Raw genomic sequence first — 19,665 nt, forward strand, 5'->3', positions numbered from 1 at the left:
ACGTGGATTATCAGAACCTACCCGCCGTGCTGATCGTAGAAGATGAACCGCTGATCCGTATGGGGGCCGTCGATATGATCGAAGAGGCCGGCTTTAAGACCTATGAAGCCGGATCAGCCGACGAAGCCATAGAAGTGATGCAGACGCATTCTGATATTGGCATCCTATTTACCGATATTGATATGCCCGGCACCATGAACGGGCTCAAACTGGCGGCCTATGTGCGCACGACCTGGCCTCCGGTGGTGATCATGATCGCGTCGGGCGTGATCGAACTTGATGAATCGGATGTGCCAAGCGGGGCTGCCTTTGTGCCCAAGCCCTATGCCACGAACCATGTGACCAAGATGTTGCACGAAGCCACAGGGCAGGCGGGGGCCTGACCACGCGGTCAGGTGCGTCTGGCGGCACGAAATCCCCGGATCAAAACTGGTAGAATGCGGCAGCTGCGCTAGCTCAGTCACAACCCCGACATGTCACGTGATTTCGTGACGCTGGAATGGAGAGTGATTTGAGCAAGCTACGATACCTCGCGGGTCTGATGGCCACCCTTCTGATTTTTGCGGCACCGCTTTCGGCGCAGGAGGAAGAGGAAGCCTGCGATACCGCCCGCTGGTATTGCGTCGAGGCATTGAACAGCGGTCTGCCCGCGGTCACGCCAGAAATCGACCGCGAAACACCCCGTGCGACGATGGAAAGCCTTGTGCGGGCCGTGCGCCGCGATGATTGGGTCGGTGCCGCGCATCTGCTTGACCTGTCCGATATCCAGCAGGATCGCCAGCAGGACGTGGGGACATCGCTGATCCGACAGCTTGAAACCGTGATCAGCCGGAAAACTGTGATCAACTGGGACAACCTGCTGGACCGGCCCGACGCGCTGGATGCGGCATCCTCCTCTGACAAGGCGATGGCGGGCACGCCGCGCAAATCGCTGTTGCTGTGGACGCTTGATATGGACGACTACCCCGCGTCCATCCGCCTAAACCGGATCAAGCCCGAAGGGGGCGACCCTGTCTGGGTGTTCTCGCGTCATACGGTGCAGAATATTCCGCGGCTCTACACCCGCTACGGGCCCGGTCGGCTTGAAACCATGCTGCCCGATGTGCTGACAGAAAACACGGTCGTTGATCTTGCGCTGTGGGAACTCATTGGCCTGCCGGTGCTGATCGCGCTGGCGATTTACGTGGCGCGACTGGTCTGGTTGCTAACGGGGTGGATCGCGGAGCGTGTGCCGTCGCAGCTGGCACGGCAGATATTCCGATCGGTGCGCGGGCCCGCCTGCGTGGGCGTGTCGACCCTGTTCGTCATGGTGGTCGAGGCCAAGATTTTCTCTTTCTCGGCAGAGCTTACGACAGTGCTGGTCCCGACCGCATGGCTGGGGCTGATCGGGGCGGGGCTGTGGTTTGTGGTTAATTGCGTCGAGGTTATCCTGGATCACCTGACGCAGGTCGAGGAAACCGATCTGACCCTCAAGGAAGAGGTGCACAAACGTACCACCGCAACGCGCATCTCGGCGGCGCGTCGGGTCTTTGTTGTGGCTGTTGTGCTGGTCGGCGGCGGTATATTCCTGTCGCAGACTAATGTGTTCCAGAACCTCGGGCTGACGTTGCTGGGGACGGCTGGGGCGGTCACCCTTGTCTTGGGCTTTGCCGCGCGCAGCATATTAAGCAATATCATGTCGTCGTTGCAGATCGCCTTGAACGGATCAGCCAAGATCGGCGACCGTATCGTGTTCAACGACGCGCTATGCCACGTGGAGCGGATCCATTTCACCTATGTTCAGCTGCGCGACTGGGATGGCACGCGGCTGGTCGTGCCGGTGACCGAATTCGTCTCTACCCCGTTCAAGAACTGGACCATGCAGGAGCCGGAAATGTTGCGCATCGTCAAGATCAAACTGTCTCACACCGCAGATGTGGATGCGTTGCGCGACGCTTTCGACAAGGTGATCGACGAGCTGGACGAGAAATACGTGGGCAATCGGGATGATGTTTGCGTGCGGGTCGCGGGGCAGGACGTACTGGGCAAGGACGTCTGGTTCCTCGTGCCCTGTGCCGACCCCAACACCTCGTGGGAGGCCGCCTGCGACGCGCGTGAAGGCATCATGGCAGAGATCCACAAGCTCGCCGAGAAAGAGGGGGTCGATTACTTCCCCCAAGCGACCGCGGCAGAGGCGAGCTGAAGCCGCGAAACGGTTCTTCGAGGTACGCGGACATGAGAAAAGCCCCGCTGATCCAGCGGGGCTTTTGCACATTGGTTGGGGGCTAACGCCCCAACTGTCGCAAACTTAGGCTGCGGCTTTATTCACGCCACCTGTCGCGATGTCAGTCATGCGGCGGTCACCGTCATAGGTCTGATCCAGACATTCCTGCAGGATGGCACCATCTTCGTCTTTGCCCAGACGGTTGGCAAAGGCGACAAGGCAGCCGTATCCGGCCAGCGCGTAATGCACCATGCGCTGATACTGTGTGATGATCATGGCGTCGCGTACGTCGTCGTCGCCGAAATCTTCTTCCAGCGCGTGGGCCTTCGCCTCGGCCACAAGCCCTTCCATCCCTTTGCAGTGTTCACCAGTGGGCGAAATACCGTGGGCGTTGCAAATCTCGGCAATCTTTTCCATGCCGTCGCTGATGCCGTTCGATCCGGCGATCAGGGCTTCGGAAAGCTCTTTATCCTTGGCGGCACGGCCTAGGGCGACGACCACATCCAGCGACTGTTTATTCGCGCTGTACAGGTCTTGGAGTTGGTCATGGTACACGTCTTTAAGGCTGTTCATCGGCATATCGATCTCCTTTGCGATGTGATTTGTATTCCCTGACCAACGCGGCGATGCGCCAATGCGTTCCACGCTGTCTGCGTGCGCGGCGGCTTCGCGCGTGCCTTTATATGCACCCCAAAATCACACCTGTTCCGACGCGAGTTTTATCGCCCCCAACGTCGGAAGCGGGGAACGAAATTCAACTCTGACGGTTGGGTCTTCAATAACAGGAACGTGACAAAAAAGGAGAAATTGAATGCATGGAATTTTCTACCTCATCGGCCTGATCGTGGTCGTTCTCGCCGTTCTCAACCTCATCGCCTAACAAAAGGAGCGCATCATGACTGATACAAAAAATAGCAATCCTGCCGGCGCGCAGGACCTGAATGAAAAAGTAAAAGCCACCGCCGCCTCCGCTACGGATGAAGCCAAAGCGCGGGCGAAAGACGTGGCCGACACCGTTGCCTCCGATGCTGCACGCTATGCAGACGAAGCCAAAGGTGCCGCCGCGAGCGAAGTCAGAGGCGTGGCCAGCGCATTGCGCACCGCCGCCGACGAACTGCGCAGCGGGTCGCCACAAGAACGCACCTTTAGCCAGCTTGCAGACGGGCTTGCGGATGCTTCTGACTCCATGCGCGACAAGGATCTGGGCGAGATGGTCGGCGCGGTATCTGACTTTGCCAAACGCAACCCCTTCGTCTTTCTGGGCGGTGCTGCCTTGGTCGGCTTTGCCGCGACACGGTTTGCCAAAGCGTCGAACACTGGCGCACGCGGCGAACGCTACGCCTACGAGGGGCGCGAGATGGAACGCCCCGTACCGGCAGAGCGCGCGCATAACCTTGATACAGGTGATGTCGCCAGCCCCGCCGTAAACACCACACCGAAAGGGAGCACAGTATGACCACCGATCCCAATAAATCCACCGGCAGCCTGCTGAGCGATGCGCTGACCCACGTCAGTTCGCTGGTCCGCAGCGAGGTCGATCTGGCCCGTGCCGAAGTAAACGAAAATCTGAAATCTGCGGGTGCGGCCATCGGTCTGATCGTCGGCGCTGTCGTTGTTGCCCTGACCGCATTGAACGTGCTGTCCGCGGCATTGGTCGCAGCCCTCACCGAAGCAGGCATCCCTGCGGGGTGGTCGGCCCTGATCGTCGGCGTTGCCTTTGCACTGATCGCCTATGTGATGGTCAACAAAGGGACCAATGCGCTGAAACTCAGCAGCTTGGCACCGACCCGCACTACCAAGAACGTAAAACGTGACGCGCAAGCCGTGAAGGAGGTTTACGATGACAAGTAATAACCGCAGCCCCGAAGAAATCGAACGCGAGATCGAGCGCGAGCGCGCCGGACTGACCAGCACGCTGGATGATCTGCAAGACAAGTTCTCGGTCGAAACCATTGCCCGCCAATTCTCGGATCAGTTCCGCGAGCACGGGGGCGACATCGGCCGCTCTGTCACCGATGCGGTAAAGCGCAATCCGATTGCGCTGGCGCTGACCGGTGTTGGCCTCGCGTGGTTGATGGCCGGCGACAAGATGCCAGGCCGCGACCGCTATGTTTCGCGCGATGATCGCGATTATCGCGACACCCGCGGGCGTGCAAACTATTACGGTGTCCGTCACGACGACCACGACCTTCCGGTCAGTGCGCAGCAGCATGGCGTTGTTCCAGTGGGCCAGCGTCGTGATCTGGGGCCACAGCCCGGCGATCCGTCCAAGCCATATTACTCGGGCGATGTTGCGCGGACGGGTGATGTGCCAACTTGGGCGCTTACCGAAGATGATGATCAAGCCGGTATCGCACAGCGTGCAGGCGATGCGGCGTCGCGCGCCGGTGACCGCGTCTCGGGCGCGGCGTCCAGCGTAGCGGGGTCCGCCCAAAACGCAGGCTCGGCCGTGGCAGACAAAGCCAAGGGCGCCGCAGGTGCGGTGTCTGATGCTCGTCATTCCGTCGCATCGGGCGCTCGCGACTTTGCATCCTCCGCCTCCGAACGCGCAGCGCAGTTGCGCCGCCGTCTGGCCGAGGGCACCGAAGACCTGTCAGAGCAAGCCCGCGAGCGCGTCATTGCCGCCCGTGAAAGCGCCGTTCGCGCCCGTGCGACAGCCGCCTCTTATGGCCGGGAGGGTCGGGATCGTGCCGTTGATATGTACGAAGAACAGCCGCTGATCGCCGGCGCGCTTGCGCTCGCCGTTGGGGCCGCCATCGGCGCCGCACTGCCCCGCAGCCGGACCGAGGACCGCTACATGGGTCAGCACAGCGACCAGTTGATGGCCGACGCTGAACGTATCTTCGCCGAAGAAAAGGCAAAGCTCGGCAAGGTTGCTCAGGCGGCCTCTGACGAGGCGAAGAAGGTGTTGCGCGAAACCAAAGAGGACGCGGACGCTGCGGCCTCGGGTGATACAGCAGCAGATGCGATTGTCGAGAAGGCCAAAGCCTCCGGCCAACGTGTTGTCGACGCTGCCGAAGCCGAGGCGGATAAACAGGGTGTCGGAGACGTCAAGAAGTCCTGATAACGCCGATATAGCTGATAAAAGCCCGCGCTTCATCGTGCGGGCTTTTTTGTGCCTTGTTGCTGGCGAAGGGGGCGGAGGGTACCACGACCGCCCCAGGGATCGGGATTGGACGATGCGCCACCCCCGTGCCGGATCTCCTGCCGGGAAATGGCCAAACATAGACAAAAGCCCACAAAAAAACCGGCGCAAGCTTACGCCGCGCCGGTTGCTTTGTTTGCGGATGCCGCCGCTTACATCTCTGGCAAACCTGACAGGATCTTGTCCATCGTCGCGGGCAGATCGCGTACCCGCACACCGCAAGCGTCGTAGATCGCGTTGATGATGGATGCGCCTGCGCCGCAGATACCCAGCTCTCCGATGCCTTTGGCCTGCATGGGGTTTGCCCAAGGGTCACGTTCCTGCACGAAGTTCACGGTCAGCTGTGGCACATCAAGGTTTACCGGCACGTGGTATTCAGCCAGATCGTTGTTCACCAGATGGCCGTCGCGTTTGTCGAACATCAGTTCTTCGGTCAGCGCCATGCCGATGCCAAAGGTCATGCCGCCCAGACATTGGGAGCGCGCTGTCTTGGCGTTCAGGATGCGACCGGCGGCGAAGCTGCCGTGCATCCGGCGCACGCGCGTCTCGCCGGTGACGCTGTTCACGCCGACCTCGGCAAAAAAGGCACCGAAAGTGGCTTGGCGGCGGTCGGTCTGGGTGTCACCCTTCTTGATCACGCCCTTGACCGTGAGCGGGCCATCCTTGGTGAATTCCGGCAGATCGGCGCGACGGTTGTTGGCGGTGGCGACACCATCTTGCAGGGTCAGGTCGCGTTCCTCTACGCCCATTGCTTCGGCGATCTTTTTGCGCAGGGCTTCGCAGGCGACAAAAACCGACCCGCCCGAGGATGCGGCACCCCAGCTGCCACCGGATCCGGCGGCTTTGGGCAGGCTGCTGTCGCCCAAACGCACGGTCACACGGTCCGAAGGCACGCCCAGCATCTCGCCCGCAATCTGGGTGAGGATCGCATAGGTGCCCGTGCCGATGTCGGTCATATCGGTTTCCACCAGCAGGCTACCGTCCTGATTCAGCGTCACGCGGGCATGGCTTTCGCCCAGCATATTGACGCGGGTGGCAGAGGCCATGCCGTAGCCGATCAGCCATTCACCATCCGTCTTGCCGACCTCGCGGCTGTCCCAGCCAAAGGTCTTGGCCCCATCATCCAGCGCCTCGGCCAGTTTGTGGGACGAGAATGCGCGCCCGTCTGACGGGTCGACATCGGGAATGTTGCGTTTGCGCAATTCGACAGGGTCGATGCCACTTGCGACCGCCAGTTCGTCCATCGCGATTTCAAGCGCGGTGATCCCGACCGCTTCCCCCGGCGCGCGGACAGAGCCTGCACACATGCGGTTGATCCGCTTGATGTGCATCCCGATCTCGCGGTTCTCTCCGCGGTAAAGGAATGGCGTGGCCTGGGCTACCGGCTCTGCAAAGCTTTCGTCCATCAGTTGTGACACGGTGGAATCGTGCCCGATGCCGGTCATGCGCCCGTCGGCATCCGCGGCGAGCTTGATGTGCTGCACGGTCTCGGATCGACGCATTGTCGCTTCTAGCACCTGCTGGCGCGTCAATACGACAGCCACCGGTGCCCCCAGCTCGCGCGCGGCGAGGGCTGCGGCCACGGCCTCGTGGCTGATGCCCAGTTTGGAGCCGAAGCCCCCCCCCACGAACGGGGCCAGAAGATGGACATTCTCTGGGTCGATCCCAAGGGCGTCGGCCAGTTCATTCACATTGTATTTGAGCATCTGGTACGACCCGCGCAGGGTCAGCTTGTCGCCGTCCCATTGCGCGATCGCGGCGTGGGGTTCCATTGCCGACGAGCTATGCCCGCCGGTGCGATAGGTTTCGTCCACGGTGTAGGCGGCTTGCGACAGGGCGGCGTCCAGATCACCTTGGGAGGATTGTTTTTCCTTCGGTGTCTCGATCTCTGCCGTTTCCAGGTCGGTGACCGCATCGTCGGGCGTGATCTCAAGCTCGACCATATGGGCCGCGTGGCGGGCCTGCTCGAACGTATCGGCGACCACCAAGCCCACGGGCTGACCGACATAGGAAATTTTGCCGTCCGGCTGCACCGGTGCTTCGTTCGCGGTGCCTTGGGCGGGATTACGAAGGAAGGTCTTGCCGTGGAACACACCACGCACCCCATCCAGCTTGCGGATCGCCTCGGCGTTCAGGCCGGTGACCTGACCGCCCGCGACAGGGGCGCGCACCAAAACGCCGGTCATCATGCCCGTGGGCTGATCCTCATGCGCATAGGTGGCGCGGCCTGATACTTTCAGCGGGCCGTCAGGGCGGTCCATGCCGGTGTGGATCAACCCCTGAACCGTGGCATCCAGCCGGTTGCGGTCATCGGGTTCATCCATCGTCAGTTCGGCGGTCGAAATATTGCTACCGTCGGTCATTGCTGTACCCCCGTGAGTTCCTTGAGTGTGGCGATAAGCGTGCGTCGCGCCAGCGGCACCTTGAACGCATTGCCTTCTTTCGGTGCGGCCTCCGCGACCAGAATATCGGCGGCTTTGCCAAACACCTCGCGCGCGGGTTCTTGCCCGATCAACGCGTCCTCGACCGCCGGATCGCGCCATGGCATTGAACCGATACCGCCGCAGGCAATTGCGGCTTGGGTGATCTTGCCATCCGTCACCTTGATCCGCGCCGCGACCGATACCATCGCAAAGGCGTAGGACGCGCGGTCACGTACCTTGCGGTAGGTCTGGCGACCCTCGGCGGGGGCGGGGAGGATCACGGCGGTGATCAACTCGCCGGGTTGCAAGACGGTTTCGACGGCGGGGTCGGTGGGGATCAGATAGAAGTCGGACAGCGGCACTGTACGGGTCACACCATCGGTGGCCTCTATCTCGACCTCGGCCCCTAACATCTGCATGGCCACCGCCATATCGCTGGGGTGGCTGGCGATACATTTGTCGGTCACACCAAGGATCGCGTGCAGACGGTTCGCCCCCTCCATCGCACCACAGCCGGAGCCGGGGTCGCGTTTGTTACAGGGCTGATCGGTGTCGTAGAAATAGTAGCAGCGGGTGCGTTGCAGCAGGTTGCCCCCCGTGGTCGCCTTGTTGCGCAGCTGACCGGACGCGCCCGCCAGCAGGGCGGCGGAGAGTGCGGCATAATCCGACCGTACGGTCATATCCGCCGCCAGATCAGAGTTGGTGACCAAAGCACCGATGCGCAGCCCGCCATCGCGGGTTGGGGTGATCTGTTTGAGGTCCAATCGCGAGATGTCGACCAGCCGGTCGGGAGTCATCACCTCTAGCTTCATGAGGTCCAGCAGATTGGTTCCCCCGGCGATGATCGTGGCATCTGGGGTGCCGGTGACATCGCTATTGGCGCCGGCGCGGATGTAATCGAACTGTTTCATGACTGCCCCTTCGCCGTTTCGCGGATCGCATCGACAATGTTGGGATAGGCGGCGCAGCGACAGATATTGCCGGACATCCGCTCTGATATCTCGTCGTCGGTCAGCTCGGGCGAGGCTGTCAGACTGCCGGATACGTTAGAGGGCCAGCCGGCTTTGAACTCTTCGAGCATGGCGGTGGCTGAGCAGATCTGACCCGGCGTGCAATAGCCGCACTGGAAACCGTCGTGTTTGACAAAGTTCTGCTGCATGTCGGACAGGTTGCGTTCGTCGCCCAGACCCTCGATCGTGGTGATCTCGTCGCCGTCGTGCATACAGGCGAGCGTCAGGCAGGAATTGATGCGGCGGCCGTTGACCATGACGGTGCAAGCACCGCATTGGCCGTGATCGCAGCCCTTTTTGGTGCCGGTGAGGTTCAGGTGATTGCGCAGCGCATCCAGCAGCGACGTGCGGGTGTCGGCGTCAAGACTATGGTCTTCGCCGTTAACGGTCAGTGTCGTCTTCATGAGGAGGGGGCCCTTTGTCTTGTGACATCTATGAAGAAGAACCCCCGCCAGCGGGTCAGGGTTCCGCTATGGGAAGGTTGCTTTCGTCGTTTGGAGTTAGGGCGGCCTCTGCCACGTCGTCGCGGGCGCGGCCCAGTAGCCAATCGCGGACATGAGCGGCGCCGCTTGGGGAGCCTTGCCGTGGGGACAAAAGGTAAAACCCGCTACCACCGCTCAATGCGCCTTCAATCGGTTGCACCAGCCGTTTCGCACGCAGATCACGCTGGACAAGAAACCGGTTGGCAAGGGCGATCCCCTGACCGGCAAGCGCCGCATCAAGGCTAAGCGTCGTCTGGTTGAACCGCAGACCGCGCGCCGTCGGGACATCTCGCCCAAAGACCGTTTTGATGAACTGCGGCCAAAGATCGTGCGTGTCATGCAGCAGTGTCGCCTCTGCGATACCTGCCGCGTCCATCGGCGTGTTCAGCGCTTCTGCCAAATGGGGGGCGCAGACGGCGACGATCTGCTGCTCGAACAACAGATCAGCGCGCAGACTCGCCCCGAATGGCGGATTGCCCTGCCGCACGGCAAGGTCGATTCCATCCGCGTGGAAGCTGGACACTCTTTCGGTCGCGGTGATGCGCAGATCAATGCCGGGGTGGGCTTGGGTAAAGGCCGCCAGTCGGGGGATCAGCCATTTCGACGCAAAGGTGGGGGTGACACTGATCGTGACGTGGGACGGCGCGGTGCGCAGCGCATCTGTTGCATCGGCCATTTGGTCGAAAGCGCGGGCAATCGCGATGTGATAGGCGCGCCCCTCTTCGGTAAAGGCCAACCCGCGCGGCTCTCTGAGGAAGAGACGCAGGTTCAGATGGTCTTCGAGCCCGCGCACCTGTTGGGCCACCGCACCTTGAGTCACGCCCAATTCATCAGCTGCGGCGCGAAAGGTAAGATGGCGGCCCGCCGCTGCAAAGGCGCGCAGCCCGTTCAGAGGGGGGAGGTCGTTCGAGGTCGGCACAGTAGAAATCCTATCGTCATGCAGCAGTATGTCTGGCTGGTCGAAGCGTTGCAAAGCGCTTACCTGCGTTGAAGCAGACGCACTAGCGCTGTCTAGCATATATAGGAGGCAAACGTCATGAGTGTAGAAAAAGTAGCGTTAATCACAGCGGGCGGCAGCGGCATGGGGGCAGGGGCTGCCAAAAAGCTTGCCGCCGATGGGTTCAAGGTCGCGATCCTGTCGTCCTCTGGTAAAGGCGAAGCGCTGGCCAAAGAGCTTGGTGGCTTCGGTGTCACCGGCACCAACCAGTCGGTTGATGATCTGACGCAATTGGTCGATGGCGCTATGGAACGATGGGGGCGCGTCGATGTGTTGGTGAACTCGGCCGGTCACGGACCCAAGGGCGACATCTTGGAGATGACGGATGACGACTGGCATCAGGGCATGGACGTGTACCTGATGAACGTGATCCGCCCCACGCGACTGGTGACCCCGATCATGGCAGCACAGGGCGGCGGCGCGATCATCAACATCTCTACCTTCGCGGCGTTCGAGCCCGACCCGCTGTTCCCCACATCAGGGATTTTCCGCGCGGGGCTTGCAGGGTTCGCCAAGCTTTACGCCGATCAATACGCAGACAAGAACATCCGCATGAACAACGTCTTGCCGGGGTTCATCGACAGCCTGCCCGAAACAGACGACCGCCGCGCGCGCATCCCCATGGGCCGGTATGGCACCGAGGCAGAGGTTTCCTCCCTCATCGGGTGGTTGGCGTCCGACCAAGGCGGCTATGTCACCGGTCAGAACTGGCGCATCGACGGAGGGCTGACCCGTGCCGTCTGATCTGATCGCCTTGCGCAGCAGCACCCGACTTGCGTTCTGGATCAAATGGGCCGCATCGATCGTGCAGATCCTCGGCTACGCCGCAACGGGATTCGGCTGGACGCCGTGGAACCTCTATCTGTTTATCGTCGGCGTCATCGGTTGGTTCATCGTGGGCACCCTGTGGAATGACAGGGCGATCATGCTGATCCACCTTGTCGCACTGGGGTCGATGATCGTTGGCATGGCCAGCCAATAGCGCTTTTGGCATCGCCGCTGTTGGCCGCATCGCCACCTGAGTATATGAAGCCGTTTGGGCCATGCCAGCTACACAGACTTAAGAACCCTCCCCAAGGGTTCTTTATGCTGCAGCTCGGCCACCTTGGGTGGCTGGGCACGGCAGGGACCTCGAGGGGGCGGGTGCCCCTGATCTCTCTCGCGTGCCTTTTCGTTACCGATGCCTATCCCCGGTAGCTCTCATCACCTCTGTCTCCAGTCGAGAACCAAGATTAGCCTGCTTGGGTATCGATCACGCTGGGGCGGAAACGGGGGCAATAATACCACCACCGGATGGGCCAGGTGCTTACGCTATTCATCTAAAGTGAAGTGGCTGGGATGGTAGGATGTTCTAACATAATATCAGTGCCTTGATAAAATTTGAAAGTTTGTCCGGTTTGTTTTCTTGAGAATAGGTTTGAGTCGAATGTGTGTCACAGTCAAGCATGTTGGATGAAGTGGTCCCACCTTTTCGGACAGGTTTGCAGCGTTTCTAAGGTGTATCGGGTTTAGGTTTCATGCTGCTTTTTGCTCTTCCAATCCGGCCCAATATGCGTCGTCGGGCGTTAACCGATCAAGCGCAGAATGGGGCCGCTCGGTGTTGTAGAATGTCATCCAGCCCTTGATGACGCGCCGGGCCTGGAAGCCATCGCTGATCTCTTGGAGATAGATCGCCTCCTGCTTCAGGCTCCGCCACAACCGTTCGATGAAGATGTTGTCGAGGTAGCGGCCCCGCCCATCCATCGAGATGCGCGCGCCTGCCGCGGTCAGCGTCGTGATCCACGCCGATCCGGTGAACTGCGATCCTTGATCCGTGTTGCATATCTCGGGCGGGCCGTATTTGACGATTGCCTCCTGCAAAGCCTCCACGCAGAAGTCTGCGTGCATCGTGTTCGACAGCCTCCAGCTCAGGACTTTGCGCGACGCCCAGTCCATGATCGCCACGAGGTAGAGGAACCCGTTGCGAACCGGCACGAAGGTGATGTCGGCACACCAGACCTGGTTCGGACGCTCGATCTGCAAGCTTCGAAGCAGGTAGGGATAGACCGGATGCTGGGGATGCGGCTGGCTGGTTTTGGGCCGTTTGTAGACTGCTTCCAAGCCCATCTTCGCCATCAGCCTTCTGACGCGATGGCGCCCGACAGCAATTTCTTCCCGGCGCAGATAGGCCGCGATCTGGCGACTGCCGAAGAACGGGTATTTGGTGAAGACGCGATCGATCTCTTTCATCATTGCCAGAGTGTCCGCATCGATCCCGACCGGCGTGTAATAGAATGCCGACCGCGACAGCCGCACCAGTTTGCATTGCTTGCTGATGCTCAACTCGGGATGGTCCCGTATAATCATCGCGCGTTTTTCCTCGGGGCTCACTGCTTCAGCCCTTCGGACAAAAAATCGTTCTCGACCGCCAACCTCCCGATCTTGGCATGCAGCTCCTTGACCTCTGCTTCTGTCGGGCCGCTTTGCTTGCCGCCAGAGAACACATCGGCCATCCCGTCGATAGCCTGCCGCTTCCAAGTGCTGACCTGGTTTGGGTGAAGCTGGTGCTTCGCCGCAATCTCCTGCACGGTCTTGTCGCCACGCAGCGCTTCCAACGCCACCTTGGCCTTAAACTGATCTGTAAAATTCCGACGCTTCGCCATTCTCGTATCCCTTCAAAGGTTTGGGATACACCTTAGCCGACTGTCCAGTTTTCTGGGACCACCTCAGGATACCCCCTTAGGACCTCTACTTCTCTTTCTTATTCTCCCTTCTTATTCATTACTTATACCTATTACCTAGATACCTCATGAATGATGGAGCGGGTCATCCCTAGCTATATCAAGGTAACCACTGATCCGTCCTAACCAGAGCCCCACCTGTTGCCCCAGAAAAATGGCCAAGTAGAGTAAAGGAAGGCCTACCCTAGGCGAGGGGCATTATCAGGGGCATTTCGGACCCTAAAGCGGCCCGAGGGCCTGATCTTAATAATGTCTAAAGTGAAGTGGCTGGGATGGTAGGATTCGAACCTACGGTACACTGTACCAAAAACAGTTGCCTTACCACTTGGCTACATCCCAACGTGTGGGCGTAATTAGTCCGGAGTGCGGGGGGGTGCAATACCTTTCTGGAGAAAAAGTGGGGAGAATCTCGGAATTTATTCTTGAGCCGGGTTTGGGGCAGAGCAGGCTGTGTTCTATTGGGGAGGATCAGCGGGGTCGCTCGGCCGCAGGGGGCCTATTGCCGCTGTATGTCTTGCTGCTGATATCCTGCATCCGAGCTAACACGTGATCGCGCGAAAGGGGGGACGTGGGGGCGCACCGCCGCCGTCCCCCTCGCTTCAAGGGTGCAATATATGTCGCGTGCGAGGGTTGTCAGCCTTCGCAGTTGATCAAGATCGCGCCGGCGCGGGCACCGGCTTCGACGGCTTCATGGGCTTTGACCGTGTCTGACAGCGCGAATGTCTGTTCGACAGGGCAGTGCAGCGCCCCTTCGGCCAAGGCTTGGTGGGTTTTCTTGATCGCGAGGGCTCGTTCGGCCTCGGTCAGCAGGTAGACGAGGATGATGTCGATGGTCACCGCCTTAAAGAGCAGGGGCAGGAAGGGGAGCGTCGGTTCCATCACCTTGGCAGAGCCATAGGCCGCGATGCGCCCGTTGGGTTTGATCAGCTCTGCATCCAGCGCGATATTGGCCCCGAATTCGACCTCGATAATCTGGTCGACGGGGGCACCACCGTTGGCATCAAGCACCTGTTGCGCCAGATCGGGGGCGCTATAGTCCAGCACGACCTGTGCGCCTGCGGATTTTGCGCGCTCGGCCCCACTGGCTCCGGTGGTGGCGATAACGCGCGCCCCTGCCCAAGCGGCGAATTGCACGGCGAGATAGCCGACGGTGCCCGCGCCCCCCTGGATCAGCAGCGTTTGCCCCGCGACATCACCGCCGTTGAACACGGCGTGGGCCGCGGTCAACCCGGGGATGCCAAGGCTGGCGGCAGTGTCAAAGCTCACGTCATCGGGCAGCGGGACGGCCTGCACTTGTGGCAGGACGATATGGGTCGCGGCAGTGCCAAAGGGGCGCTGCCATTGCCCGTTCCAGATCCAGACGCGCTGTCCCACGCGGGCTTGGTCCACACCGTCGCCCACGGCCTCGATCACGCCGGCACCATCGCTATGCGGGATCACTGTCTCGAAGGGCGGATGGGTCATGCCGGGGCGCCCGCGTCGGGATTTCACATCGGAGGGGTTCACCCCCGACACGGCCAGCCGCACCAGCACCTCGCCCGCAGCGGGGGCAGGGGTTGGCATCTCGGTCAGGGTCAGCACGTCGCGTGCTTCGCCAAGGGTGGAATAGGTGACTGCGCGCATGAGAGCTCCTGATCATGGGGACGGTGTTGTGCCACCTAAGCCCAAGACCGTGGCATGTGCAATTGCGCGGTCAGTCGCGTAGCTCTTTCGGGCCCACGCCCCAGAGCCGCGCTTTGGGGGCCCAGCCTTTATAGCCGCCGACCCGCAGGAAACACCATTCAAGGTCGCAGGCTCCGAGCCGCGCGATCACGCCCAGTTCAAGCTCTGCCTCGACGGGGGCTTTGGGGTCGGGGCGGACAAGCAGCTGCAGACGGTCCTGTTCGACCAGAACGGTGCGCGTGCCCGACAACAGCGAATAATGCACCCAGCCGCCCATACCGTCGCGGTCTTCGACGCGGCGCCAATGGCCATGCTCTGCCGTGATGCGCAGGGGCAGGTCGCGATGTTTGAACACCCAATCGATCCGGTGCGTCAGTGACGGCCCGCGCCGCACGTTCCCCTCGCTCGCTTTCATGGACACGAAACGGGGCACCGGCAGGTTGGTCACCTGGCCGACCTCTTGTGCGAAAACCGGGGTGGTGCACAGGTGAACGGCTGCAAGGGCGCCCAAAAGGACGGAACGTAACATCGGTTTCATGACTGCCTGTCTGGTCTGTTGCCGTTGATTTAATGCAGTTTTGCCCTGCGAGGTTCTTGTGCCTCGTCTCTGCTTGGGACACCATGCCACCAAGCACAGTGCAAAGCCATATTTGGGAGGCCCACAATGTCAAAGCAACCGCTAAGTGTTGTAGTCACGCGACGGTTGCCGGAAGTCGTCGAAAAGCGATTGACGGAACTGTTTCATGTGACGTTGCGCGCGGATGACACGCCGATGACCCGCTCTGAACTGGGCGAGGCGATGAAAACTGCGGATATCCTGGTGCCCACCGTGACCGATGAAATCGACGCGGCACTGATCGGGCAGGCGGGGGACCGGCTGAAACTGATCGCGAACTACGGGGCGGGGGTCGATCATATTGACGTGATGACAGCGCGGCAGCGCGGGATTCTGGTGTCCAACACGCCCGGCGTGCTGACGGAAGACACCGCCGATATGACCATGGCGCTGATTCTCGCGGTCACACGGCGCATGTCCGAAGGCATGGCACAGATGCAAAAAGGCGATTGGCAGGGCTGGGCCCCGACTGCGCTGCTTGGCGGGCGCGTCAGCGGCCGCCGTTTGGGTATTCTGGGGATGGGCCGCATTGGTCAGGCCGTCGCACGGCGCGCGGCTGCCTTTGGCATGCAGGTCCACTACCACAACCGCCGCCGTCTGCGCCCCGAGATCGAAGAGAGCCTTGGCGCGACCTATTGGGAAAGCCTGGACCAGATGGTGGCCCGCATGGACGTGATGAGCATCAACTGCCCGCACACCCCCAGCACCTTCCACCTGATGAACGCCCGCCGCCTGAAGCTGATGAAGCCCGACGCGGTGATCGTAAACACCTCCCGGGGGGAAGTGATCGACGAAAACGCCCTGACGCGGATGCTGCGCGCGGGCGAGCTGCAAGGCGCAGGGCTGGACGTTTACGAACACGGCACCGACATCAACCCGCGCTTGCGCGAGCTGACCAATGTCGTGCTCTTGCCGCATATGGGGTCTGCGACGCTCGAAGGGCGGGTAGAGATGGGCGAGAAGGTCATCATCAACATCAAGACCTTCGAAGACGGGCACCGTCCGCCGGATCAGGTCGTACCCTCGATGCTTTAGGCGCAGCGCCGGTGCAGTTCAATTTGCGCTGGCGCTAAAAACAAGTAGGTTGACCCCGAGCACCGGAACGGGGAGGGGACCATGCTTGCACATCACATTGTAAAATACATCGGGCGGACCTGCACAGCCATCGCCATAGGTGGTTTTGTAAGCGGGGCCGCTTTCGCGCAACAGGCCGCCGATAGTGTCGCGCCCGAAGGTGCCAGCCAAGGCAGCTTTACCGGCATGTCGCCGCAGATCACCGCCGCCTTCGAGGCTAAGGATGCGGGCAAACCGGTCATCGCCCAGAACTGGATGGTCGCCGCCGCCAACCCTCACGCGGTTCAGGCGGGGGCGGATGTGCTGGCACGGGGGGGCACCGCAGCCGATGCGCTGGTCGCCGTCCAAGCGATGCTGGGGCTGGTGGAGCCGCAAAGCTCTGGTCTGGGCGGCGGGGCGTTTCTGGTCTGGTATGACGCCGCATCGGGCTGGCTGACCACGCTGGACGGGCGCGAAACCGCGCCGCTGGCGGTCACGCCGCAATTGTTTCAGGACGACGAAGGTGTGCCGCTGGGGTTCTTTGACGCCGTCGTTGGCGGGCGGTCGGTCGGTACGCCGGGCACCCCTGCGTTGATGGCCGCAGCGCATGAGAAATGGGGCAACCAGCCGTGGGCCGAGCTGCTGGCCCCCTCTGTCGCCTTGGCCGAGAAGGGCTTTGCCGTGTCCCCACGTCTTGCGGGGCTGGTGGCTGATGACGCCGAACGGCTGGCAACGTCGGAAACGACAGCATCCTATTTCATGCCGAACGGCACGCCGGTTCAGGCAGGCGATACGCTCAAGAATCCCGATTATGCCCGCACGGTCGCGGCGATGGCTGAACGCGGGGTGGAGGCTTTCTATACCGGCGACATTGCGCGCGACATCGTGGGGGCTGTCCAAGGGGCCACCAACCCCGGTGTGCTGTCAGAGGTCGATCTTTCGATCTATCGGGTCAAGGAACGCGACGCCCTTTGCGCGCCCTATCACGGGCATGAGGTCTGCGGCATGGGGCCGCCGTCCTCTGGTGCGCTGGCCGTAGGGCAAATACTGGGGCTGCTGGAAAATGCGGACCTGAGCGCCGGACCGGCGGACGCGGATGTGCTGCGGCTGATCGGCGATGCCTCGCGGCTCGCCTTTGCGGATCGGGGGCGCTATGTGGCCGATACCGATTATGTGCCGGTGCCGGTGACCGGTATGCTCGACCAATCCTATCTGGCGGATCGCGCCAAGCTGTTGCAGGGCGACGATGCGCTGCCGGAAGTCACCGCGGGCGCGCCCGCTTTCGACCATGCCCTGAACTTTGCCGATGATATCTCTATCGAGCTGCCGTCGACCTCGCATGTGTCGATCGTGGACAGCATGGGCAATGTCGCGAGCATGACCACCACCATCGAAAACGGCTTTGGGAGCCGACTGATGGTGCGCGGGTTTTTGTTGAACAACGAGCTGACGGATTTCTCTTTCCGGTCGCATACCGATGGCGTGCCGATTGCCAATCGGGTCGAGCCGGGAAAACGCCCGCGCTCGTCGATGGCACCGACGATTGTGATGAAAGATGGCGCGCCGGTTCTGGCCGTGGGCAGCCCCGGTGGCAGCCGCATCATCGGCTATGTCGCGGGCGCGATCATCGCGCATCTGGATTGGGGAATGGATGTGCAACAGGCCGCAGCACTGCCCCATGCGATCAACCGGTTCGGTCCCTACGACCTTGAGGAAGGCACCGACGCCGCCGCGATGGCCGATGCGCTGACCGGCCTTGGCTACGAGGTGAACACCCGTGCGCTGACCTCGGGGTTGCATATGATTTCGATTGGCGATGACCTGCGCGGCGGGGCTGACCCGCGCCGCGAAGGCATCGCCCTTGGCGAGTGATCGCCCATTCTGAACCAAAGGAAAGACCATATGGCACAGGCCACCGACATGCCCCGCAACGAGACCGGGATCGACACCGCTTTGGGTATCCTCAAGCAGCAATTCGGCGAACGCTTCCAGACGGGCGACGCGATCCGCGAACAGCACGGGCATACGACGACCTGGATCAGAAATCAGGCCCCCGATGCTGTGGTTTTTGCCCGCTCGACCGACGATGTCGCGGCTGTGGTGAAGGTCTGCGCCGCGCATAAGGTGCCGGTCATCGCCTTCGGCACCGGCACCTCGCTTGAAGGGCATGTGAATGCGCCCGCGGGGGGCGTGTCGATCGACGTCACGCAGATGGACGCTGTGGTCGAGGTCAACGCCGGCGATCTGGATTGCCGCGTGCAACCCGGCGTCACCCGCGAGGCGCTGAACACCCATTTGCGGGATCAGGGTCTGTTCTTTCCCATTGATCCCGGGGCCAATGCCTCGCTTGGCGGGATGACGGCGACGCGGGCCTCGGGCACCAATGCGGTGCGCTATGGCACGATGAAGGACAACGTGCTGGCGGTCGAGGCGGTGATGGCCGATGGCACGGTGATCCGCACCGGGGCACGGGCGCGCAAATCATCTGCGGGTTACGATCTGACGCGTCTGATGGTGGGCTCTGAAGGGACATTGGGTGTGATCACCGAAATCACGTTGAAGCTACAAGGCATCCCCGAGGCGATCAGCTCTGCCCGCTGTTCCTTCCCCTCGGTCGAGGCGGCCTGTGAAACCGTGCAAAGCGTGATCCAATACGGGCTGCCCGTCGCACGGATAGAGCTGCTGGACGCGATGGTCGTGCGCGCGGTGAATGGCTATGCCAAACTGTCGCTGCCCGAAACACCGATGTTGCTGCTGGAGTTTCATGGCTCTGACGCCGGTGTGGTCGAACAAACCGAGACATTCGCCGCACTCGCCGATGAAAACGGCGGCACCGACTATCAGGCGACCACCACGATGGAGGAACGCAACAAGCTGTGGCAAGCGCGTCATGATGCCTATTGGGCGATGCTGGCCCTGCGCCCCGGCTGCAAGGCTGTGGCGACCGACGTTTGTGTGCCGATCTCAAAACTCGCCGAAGCGGTCGGGCGCGCGAACGCCAAAGCGGCGGAGCTGGGTCTGATCGCGCCCATCGTCGGCCACGCAGGCGATGGCAATTTCCACGCCTCGCTGCTTCTGGATATGGACGACGCGGATGAAGTCGCCCGCGCCGAAGACTTCATCAGCTGGCTCAACGAGCTCGCGATCTCGATGGAGGGGACATGCACGGGGGAGCATGGCATCGGACAGGGCAAACGCCCCTATCTGGTCAAGGAACTGGGAGCGGCAGTGGGCGTCATGGGCGCGATCAAACAGGCGTTCGACCCCGATAACATTATGAACCCGGGCAAGATTCTTCCCGAATCCCTAGCGTAGTCGGGGCGGCGCGCGCGGTATATCGATCCCTGCCATGGG

The 19,665-nt window shown here is 61.5% G+C and carries 18 protein-coding genes and 1 tRNA gene; 10 read left to right on the forward strand and 9 right to left on the reverse strand.

Annotated features, from left to right (window positions below; genetic code table 11):
* The first annotated feature begins 2 nt into the window (after positions 1–2).
* Positions 3–383: a response regulator gene (locus EE36_RS10370; RefSeq protein WP_005852011.1), complete on the forward strand. Its 381-nt coding sequence runs from the start codon at positions 3–5 to the stop codon at positions 381–383.
* A gap of 128 nt (positions 384–511) precedes the next feature.
* Entirely contained in the window at positions 512–2,182 is a 1,671-nt protein-coding gene (locus EE36_RS10375) for a mechanosensitive ion channel family protein (RefSeq protein ID WP_254655573.1), read from the forward strand.
* A 105-nt stretch (positions 2,183–2,287) separates the two neighbouring features.
* Here EE36_RS10375 and EE36_RS10380 read toward each other — a convergent pair whose 3' ends face one another.
* Positions 2,288–2,782 carry a ferritin-like domain-containing protein gene (locus EE36_RS10380; protein ID WP_005852015.1) on the reverse strand — a complete coding sequence of 165 codons (495 nt, stop codon included), beginning with the start codon at positions 2,780–2,782 and terminating at the stop codon, positions 2,288–2,290.
* A 316-nt stretch (positions 2,783–3,098) separates the two neighbouring features.
* On the opposite strand from EE36_RS10380, the gene EE36_RS10385 reads away from it, so the two are divergent.
* Genes EE36_RS10385 through EE36_RS10395 form a run of 3 tightly spaced genes read left to right on the forward strand, consistent with a single transcriptional unit; the run spans position 3,099 to position 5,267 of the window.
* Positions 3,099–3,659, forward strand: a complete 561-nt coding sequence (locus EE36_RS10385; protein WP_005852018.1) for a hypothetical protein — start codon at positions 3,099–3,101, stop codon at positions 3,657–3,659.
* Entirely contained in the window at positions 3,656–4,054 is a 399-nt protein-coding gene (locus tag EE36_RS10390; protein ID WP_005852019.1) for a phage holin family protein, read from the forward strand. Before EE36_RS10385 ends, EE36_RS10390 begins: the two co-directional genes overlap by 4 nt.
* A complete protein-coding gene (locus tag EE36_RS10395) occupies positions 4,044–5,267 on the forward strand; it encodes a DUF3618 domain-containing protein (protein WP_005852021.1) in 1,224 nt (407 codons plus the stop codon). The genes EE36_RS10390 and EE36_RS10395 overlap by 11 nt, the downstream gene beginning before the upstream one ends.
* Positions 5,268–5,500: 233 nt before the next feature.
* Here EE36_RS10395 and EE36_RS10400 read toward each other — a convergent pair whose 3' ends face one another.
* The 4 genes from EE36_RS10400 to EE36_RS10415 are packed head-to-tail and all read right to left on the reverse strand — an operon-like array spanning position 5,501 to position 10,182.
* Positions 5,501–7,711, reverse strand: a complete 2,211-nt coding sequence (locus tag EE36_RS10400; RefSeq protein WP_005852024.1) for a xanthine dehydrogenase family protein molybdopterin-binding subunit — start codon at positions 7,709–7,711, stop codon at positions 5,501–5,503.
* Positions 7,708–8,682, reverse strand: a complete 975-nt coding sequence (locus EE36_RS10405) for a xanthine dehydrogenase family protein subunit M (protein ID WP_005852026.1) — start codon at positions 8,680–8,682, stop codon at positions 7,708–7,710. The genes EE36_RS10400 and EE36_RS10405 overlap by 4 nt, the downstream gene beginning before the upstream one ends.
* A complete protein-coding gene (locus tag EE36_RS10410) occupies positions 8,679–9,185 on the reverse strand; it encodes a 2Fe-2S iron-sulfur cluster-binding protein (RefSeq protein ID WP_005852029.1) in 507 nt (168 codons plus the stop codon). The genes EE36_RS10405 and EE36_RS10410 overlap by 4 nt, the downstream gene beginning before the upstream one ends.
* A gap of 55 nt (positions 9,186–9,240) precedes the next feature.
* On the reverse strand, positions 9,241–10,182 hold the full coding sequence (locus EE36_RS10415) for a LysR substrate-binding domain-containing protein (protein ID WP_005852030.1): 942 nt from the start codon (positions 10,180–10,182) through the stop codon (positions 9,241–9,243).
* A gap of 117 nt (positions 10,183–10,299) precedes the next feature.
* On the opposite strand from EE36_RS10415, the gene EE36_RS10420 reads away from it, so the two are divergent.
* Both EE36_RS10420 and EE36_RS10425 read left to right on the forward strand, forming a co-directional pair.
* A complete protein-coding gene (locus EE36_RS10420; protein ID WP_005852032.1) occupies positions 10,300–11,004 on the forward strand; it encodes an SDR family oxidoreductase in 705 nt (234 codons plus the stop codon).
* A complete protein-coding gene (locus EE36_RS10425) occupies positions 10,994–11,242 on the forward strand; it encodes a DUF6552 family protein (protein WP_005852034.1) in 249 nt (82 codons plus the stop codon). Before EE36_RS10420 ends, EE36_RS10425 begins: the two co-directional genes overlap by 11 nt.
* Before the next feature lie 533 nt (positions 11,243–11,775).
* Here EE36_RS10425 and EE36_RS10430 read toward each other — a convergent pair.
* The 4 genes from EE36_RS10430 to EE36_RS10450 all read right to left on the reverse strand — a co-directional run bounded on the left by EE36_RS10430 (position 11,776) and on the right by EE36_RS10450 (position 15,180).
* Positions 11,776–12,902 (reverse strand): IS3 family transposase gene (locus EE36_RS10430; protein ID WP_198005472.1). Its coding sequence is split into 2 segments (ribosomal slippage): positions 11,776–12,632 and positions 12,632–12,902, totalling 1,128 coding nucleotides; the frame shifts between segments, so codons are not numbered across the junction.
* A 342-nt stretch (positions 12,903–13,244) separates the two neighbouring features.
* Positions 13,245–13,319 (reverse strand) — tRNA-Gln (locus EE36_RS10440).
* A gap of 294 nt (positions 13,320–13,613) precedes the next feature.
* Complete coding sequence (locus EE36_RS10445; protein ID WP_005852037.1) at positions 13,614–14,603, reverse strand: NADPH:quinone reductase; 990 nt, start codon at positions 14,601–14,603, stop codon at positions 13,614–13,616.
* A gap of 70 nt (positions 14,604–14,673) precedes the next feature.
* Positions 14,674–15,180, reverse strand: coding sequence for an SH3 domain-containing protein (locus EE36_RS10450; RefSeq protein WP_005852039.1), 507 nt, complete (start codon positions 15,178–15,180; stop codon positions 14,674–14,676).
* 126 nt (positions 15,181–15,306) lie between these two features.
* Between EE36_RS10450 and EE36_RS10455 the strand changes: the two genes are divergently transcribed.
* The 3 genes from EE36_RS10455 to EE36_RS10465 all read left to right on the forward strand — a co-directional run bounded on the left by EE36_RS10455 (position 15,307) and on the right by EE36_RS10465 (position 19,626).
* The gene (locus EE36_RS10455; protein WP_037954222.1) at positions 15,307–16,293 is read left to right on the forward strand and encodes a D-glycerate dehydrogenase; all 987 of its coding nucleotides are present in this window, start codon (positions 15,307–15,309) and stop codon (positions 16,291–16,293) included.
* Between the two features lie 81 nt (positions 16,294–16,374).
* Entirely contained in the window at positions 16,375–18,183 is a 1,809-nt protein-coding gene (gene ggt / locus EE36_RS10460; protein WP_005852043.1) for a gamma-glutamyltransferase, read from the forward strand.
* Positions 18,184–18,213: 30 nt separating this feature from the next.
* Complete coding sequence (locus tag EE36_RS10465; RefSeq protein ID WP_005852045.1) at positions 18,214–19,626, forward strand: FAD-binding oxidoreductase; 1,413 nt, start codon at positions 18,214–18,216, stop codon at positions 19,624–19,626.
* The last annotated feature ends 39 nt before the right edge of the window (positions 19,627–19,665 follow it).

This window comes from Sulfitobacter sp. EE-36 (assembly GCF_000152605.1).
In the GTDB taxonomy this organism is placed as follows: Bacteria; Pseudomonadota; Alphaproteobacteria; order Rhodobacterales; family Rhodobacteraceae; genus Sulfitobacter; species Sulfitobacter pontiacus.

Excerpts from the sequence above, each read along its gene's own strand:
- EE36_RS10380 (WP_005852015.1), bottom strand. The coding sequence starts at position 2,782 with ATGCCGATGAACAGCCTTAAAGACGTGTACCATGACCAACTCCAAGAC.
- EE36_RS10385 (WP_005852018.1), top strand. The coding sequence starts at position 3,099 with ATGACTGATACAAAAAATAGCAATCCTGCCGGCGCGCAGGACCTGAAT.
- EE36_RS10390 (WP_005852019.1), top strand. The coding sequence starts at position 3,656 with ATGACCACCGATCCCAATAAATCCACCGGCAGCCTGCTGAGCGATGCG.
- EE36_RS10395 (WP_005852021.1), top strand. The coding sequence starts at position 4,044 with ATGACAAGTAATAACCGCAGCCCCGAAGAAATCGAACGCGAGATCGAG.
- EE36_RS10400 (WP_005852024.1), bottom strand. The coding sequence starts at position 7,711 with ATGACCGACGGTAGCAATATTTCGACCGCCGAACTGACGATGGATGAA.
- EE36_RS10405 (WP_005852026.1), bottom strand. The coding sequence starts at position 8,682 with ATGAAACAGTTCGATTACATCCGCGCCGGCGCCAATAGCGATGTCACC.
- EE36_RS10410 (WP_005852029.1), bottom strand. The coding sequence starts at position 9,185 with ATGAAGACGACACTGACCGTTAACGGCGAAGACCATAGTCTTGACGCC.
- EE36_RS10420 (WP_005852032.1), top strand. The coding sequence starts at position 10,300 with ATGAGTGTAGAAAAAGTAGCGTTAATCACAGCGGGCGGCAGCGGCATG.
- EE36_RS10445 (WP_005852037.1), bottom strand. The coding sequence starts at position 14,603 with ATGCGCGCAGTCACCTATTCCACCCTTGGCGAAGCACGCGACGTGCTG.
- EE36_RS10450 (WP_005852039.1), bottom strand. The coding sequence starts at position 15,180 with ATGAAACCGATGTTACGTTCCGTCCTTTTGGGCGCCCTTGCAGCCGTT.
- EE36_RS10455 (WP_037954222.1), top strand. The coding sequence starts at position 15,307 with ATGTCAAAGCAACCGCTAAGTGTTGTAGTCACGCGACGGTTGCCGGAA.
- ggt (WP_005852043.1), top strand. The coding sequence starts at position 16,375 with ATGCTTGCACATCACATTGTAAAATACATCGGGCGGACCTGCACAGCC.
- EE36_RS10465 (WP_005852045.1), top strand. The coding sequence starts at position 18,214 with ATGGCACAGGCCACCGACATGCCCCGCAACGAGACCGGGATCGACACC.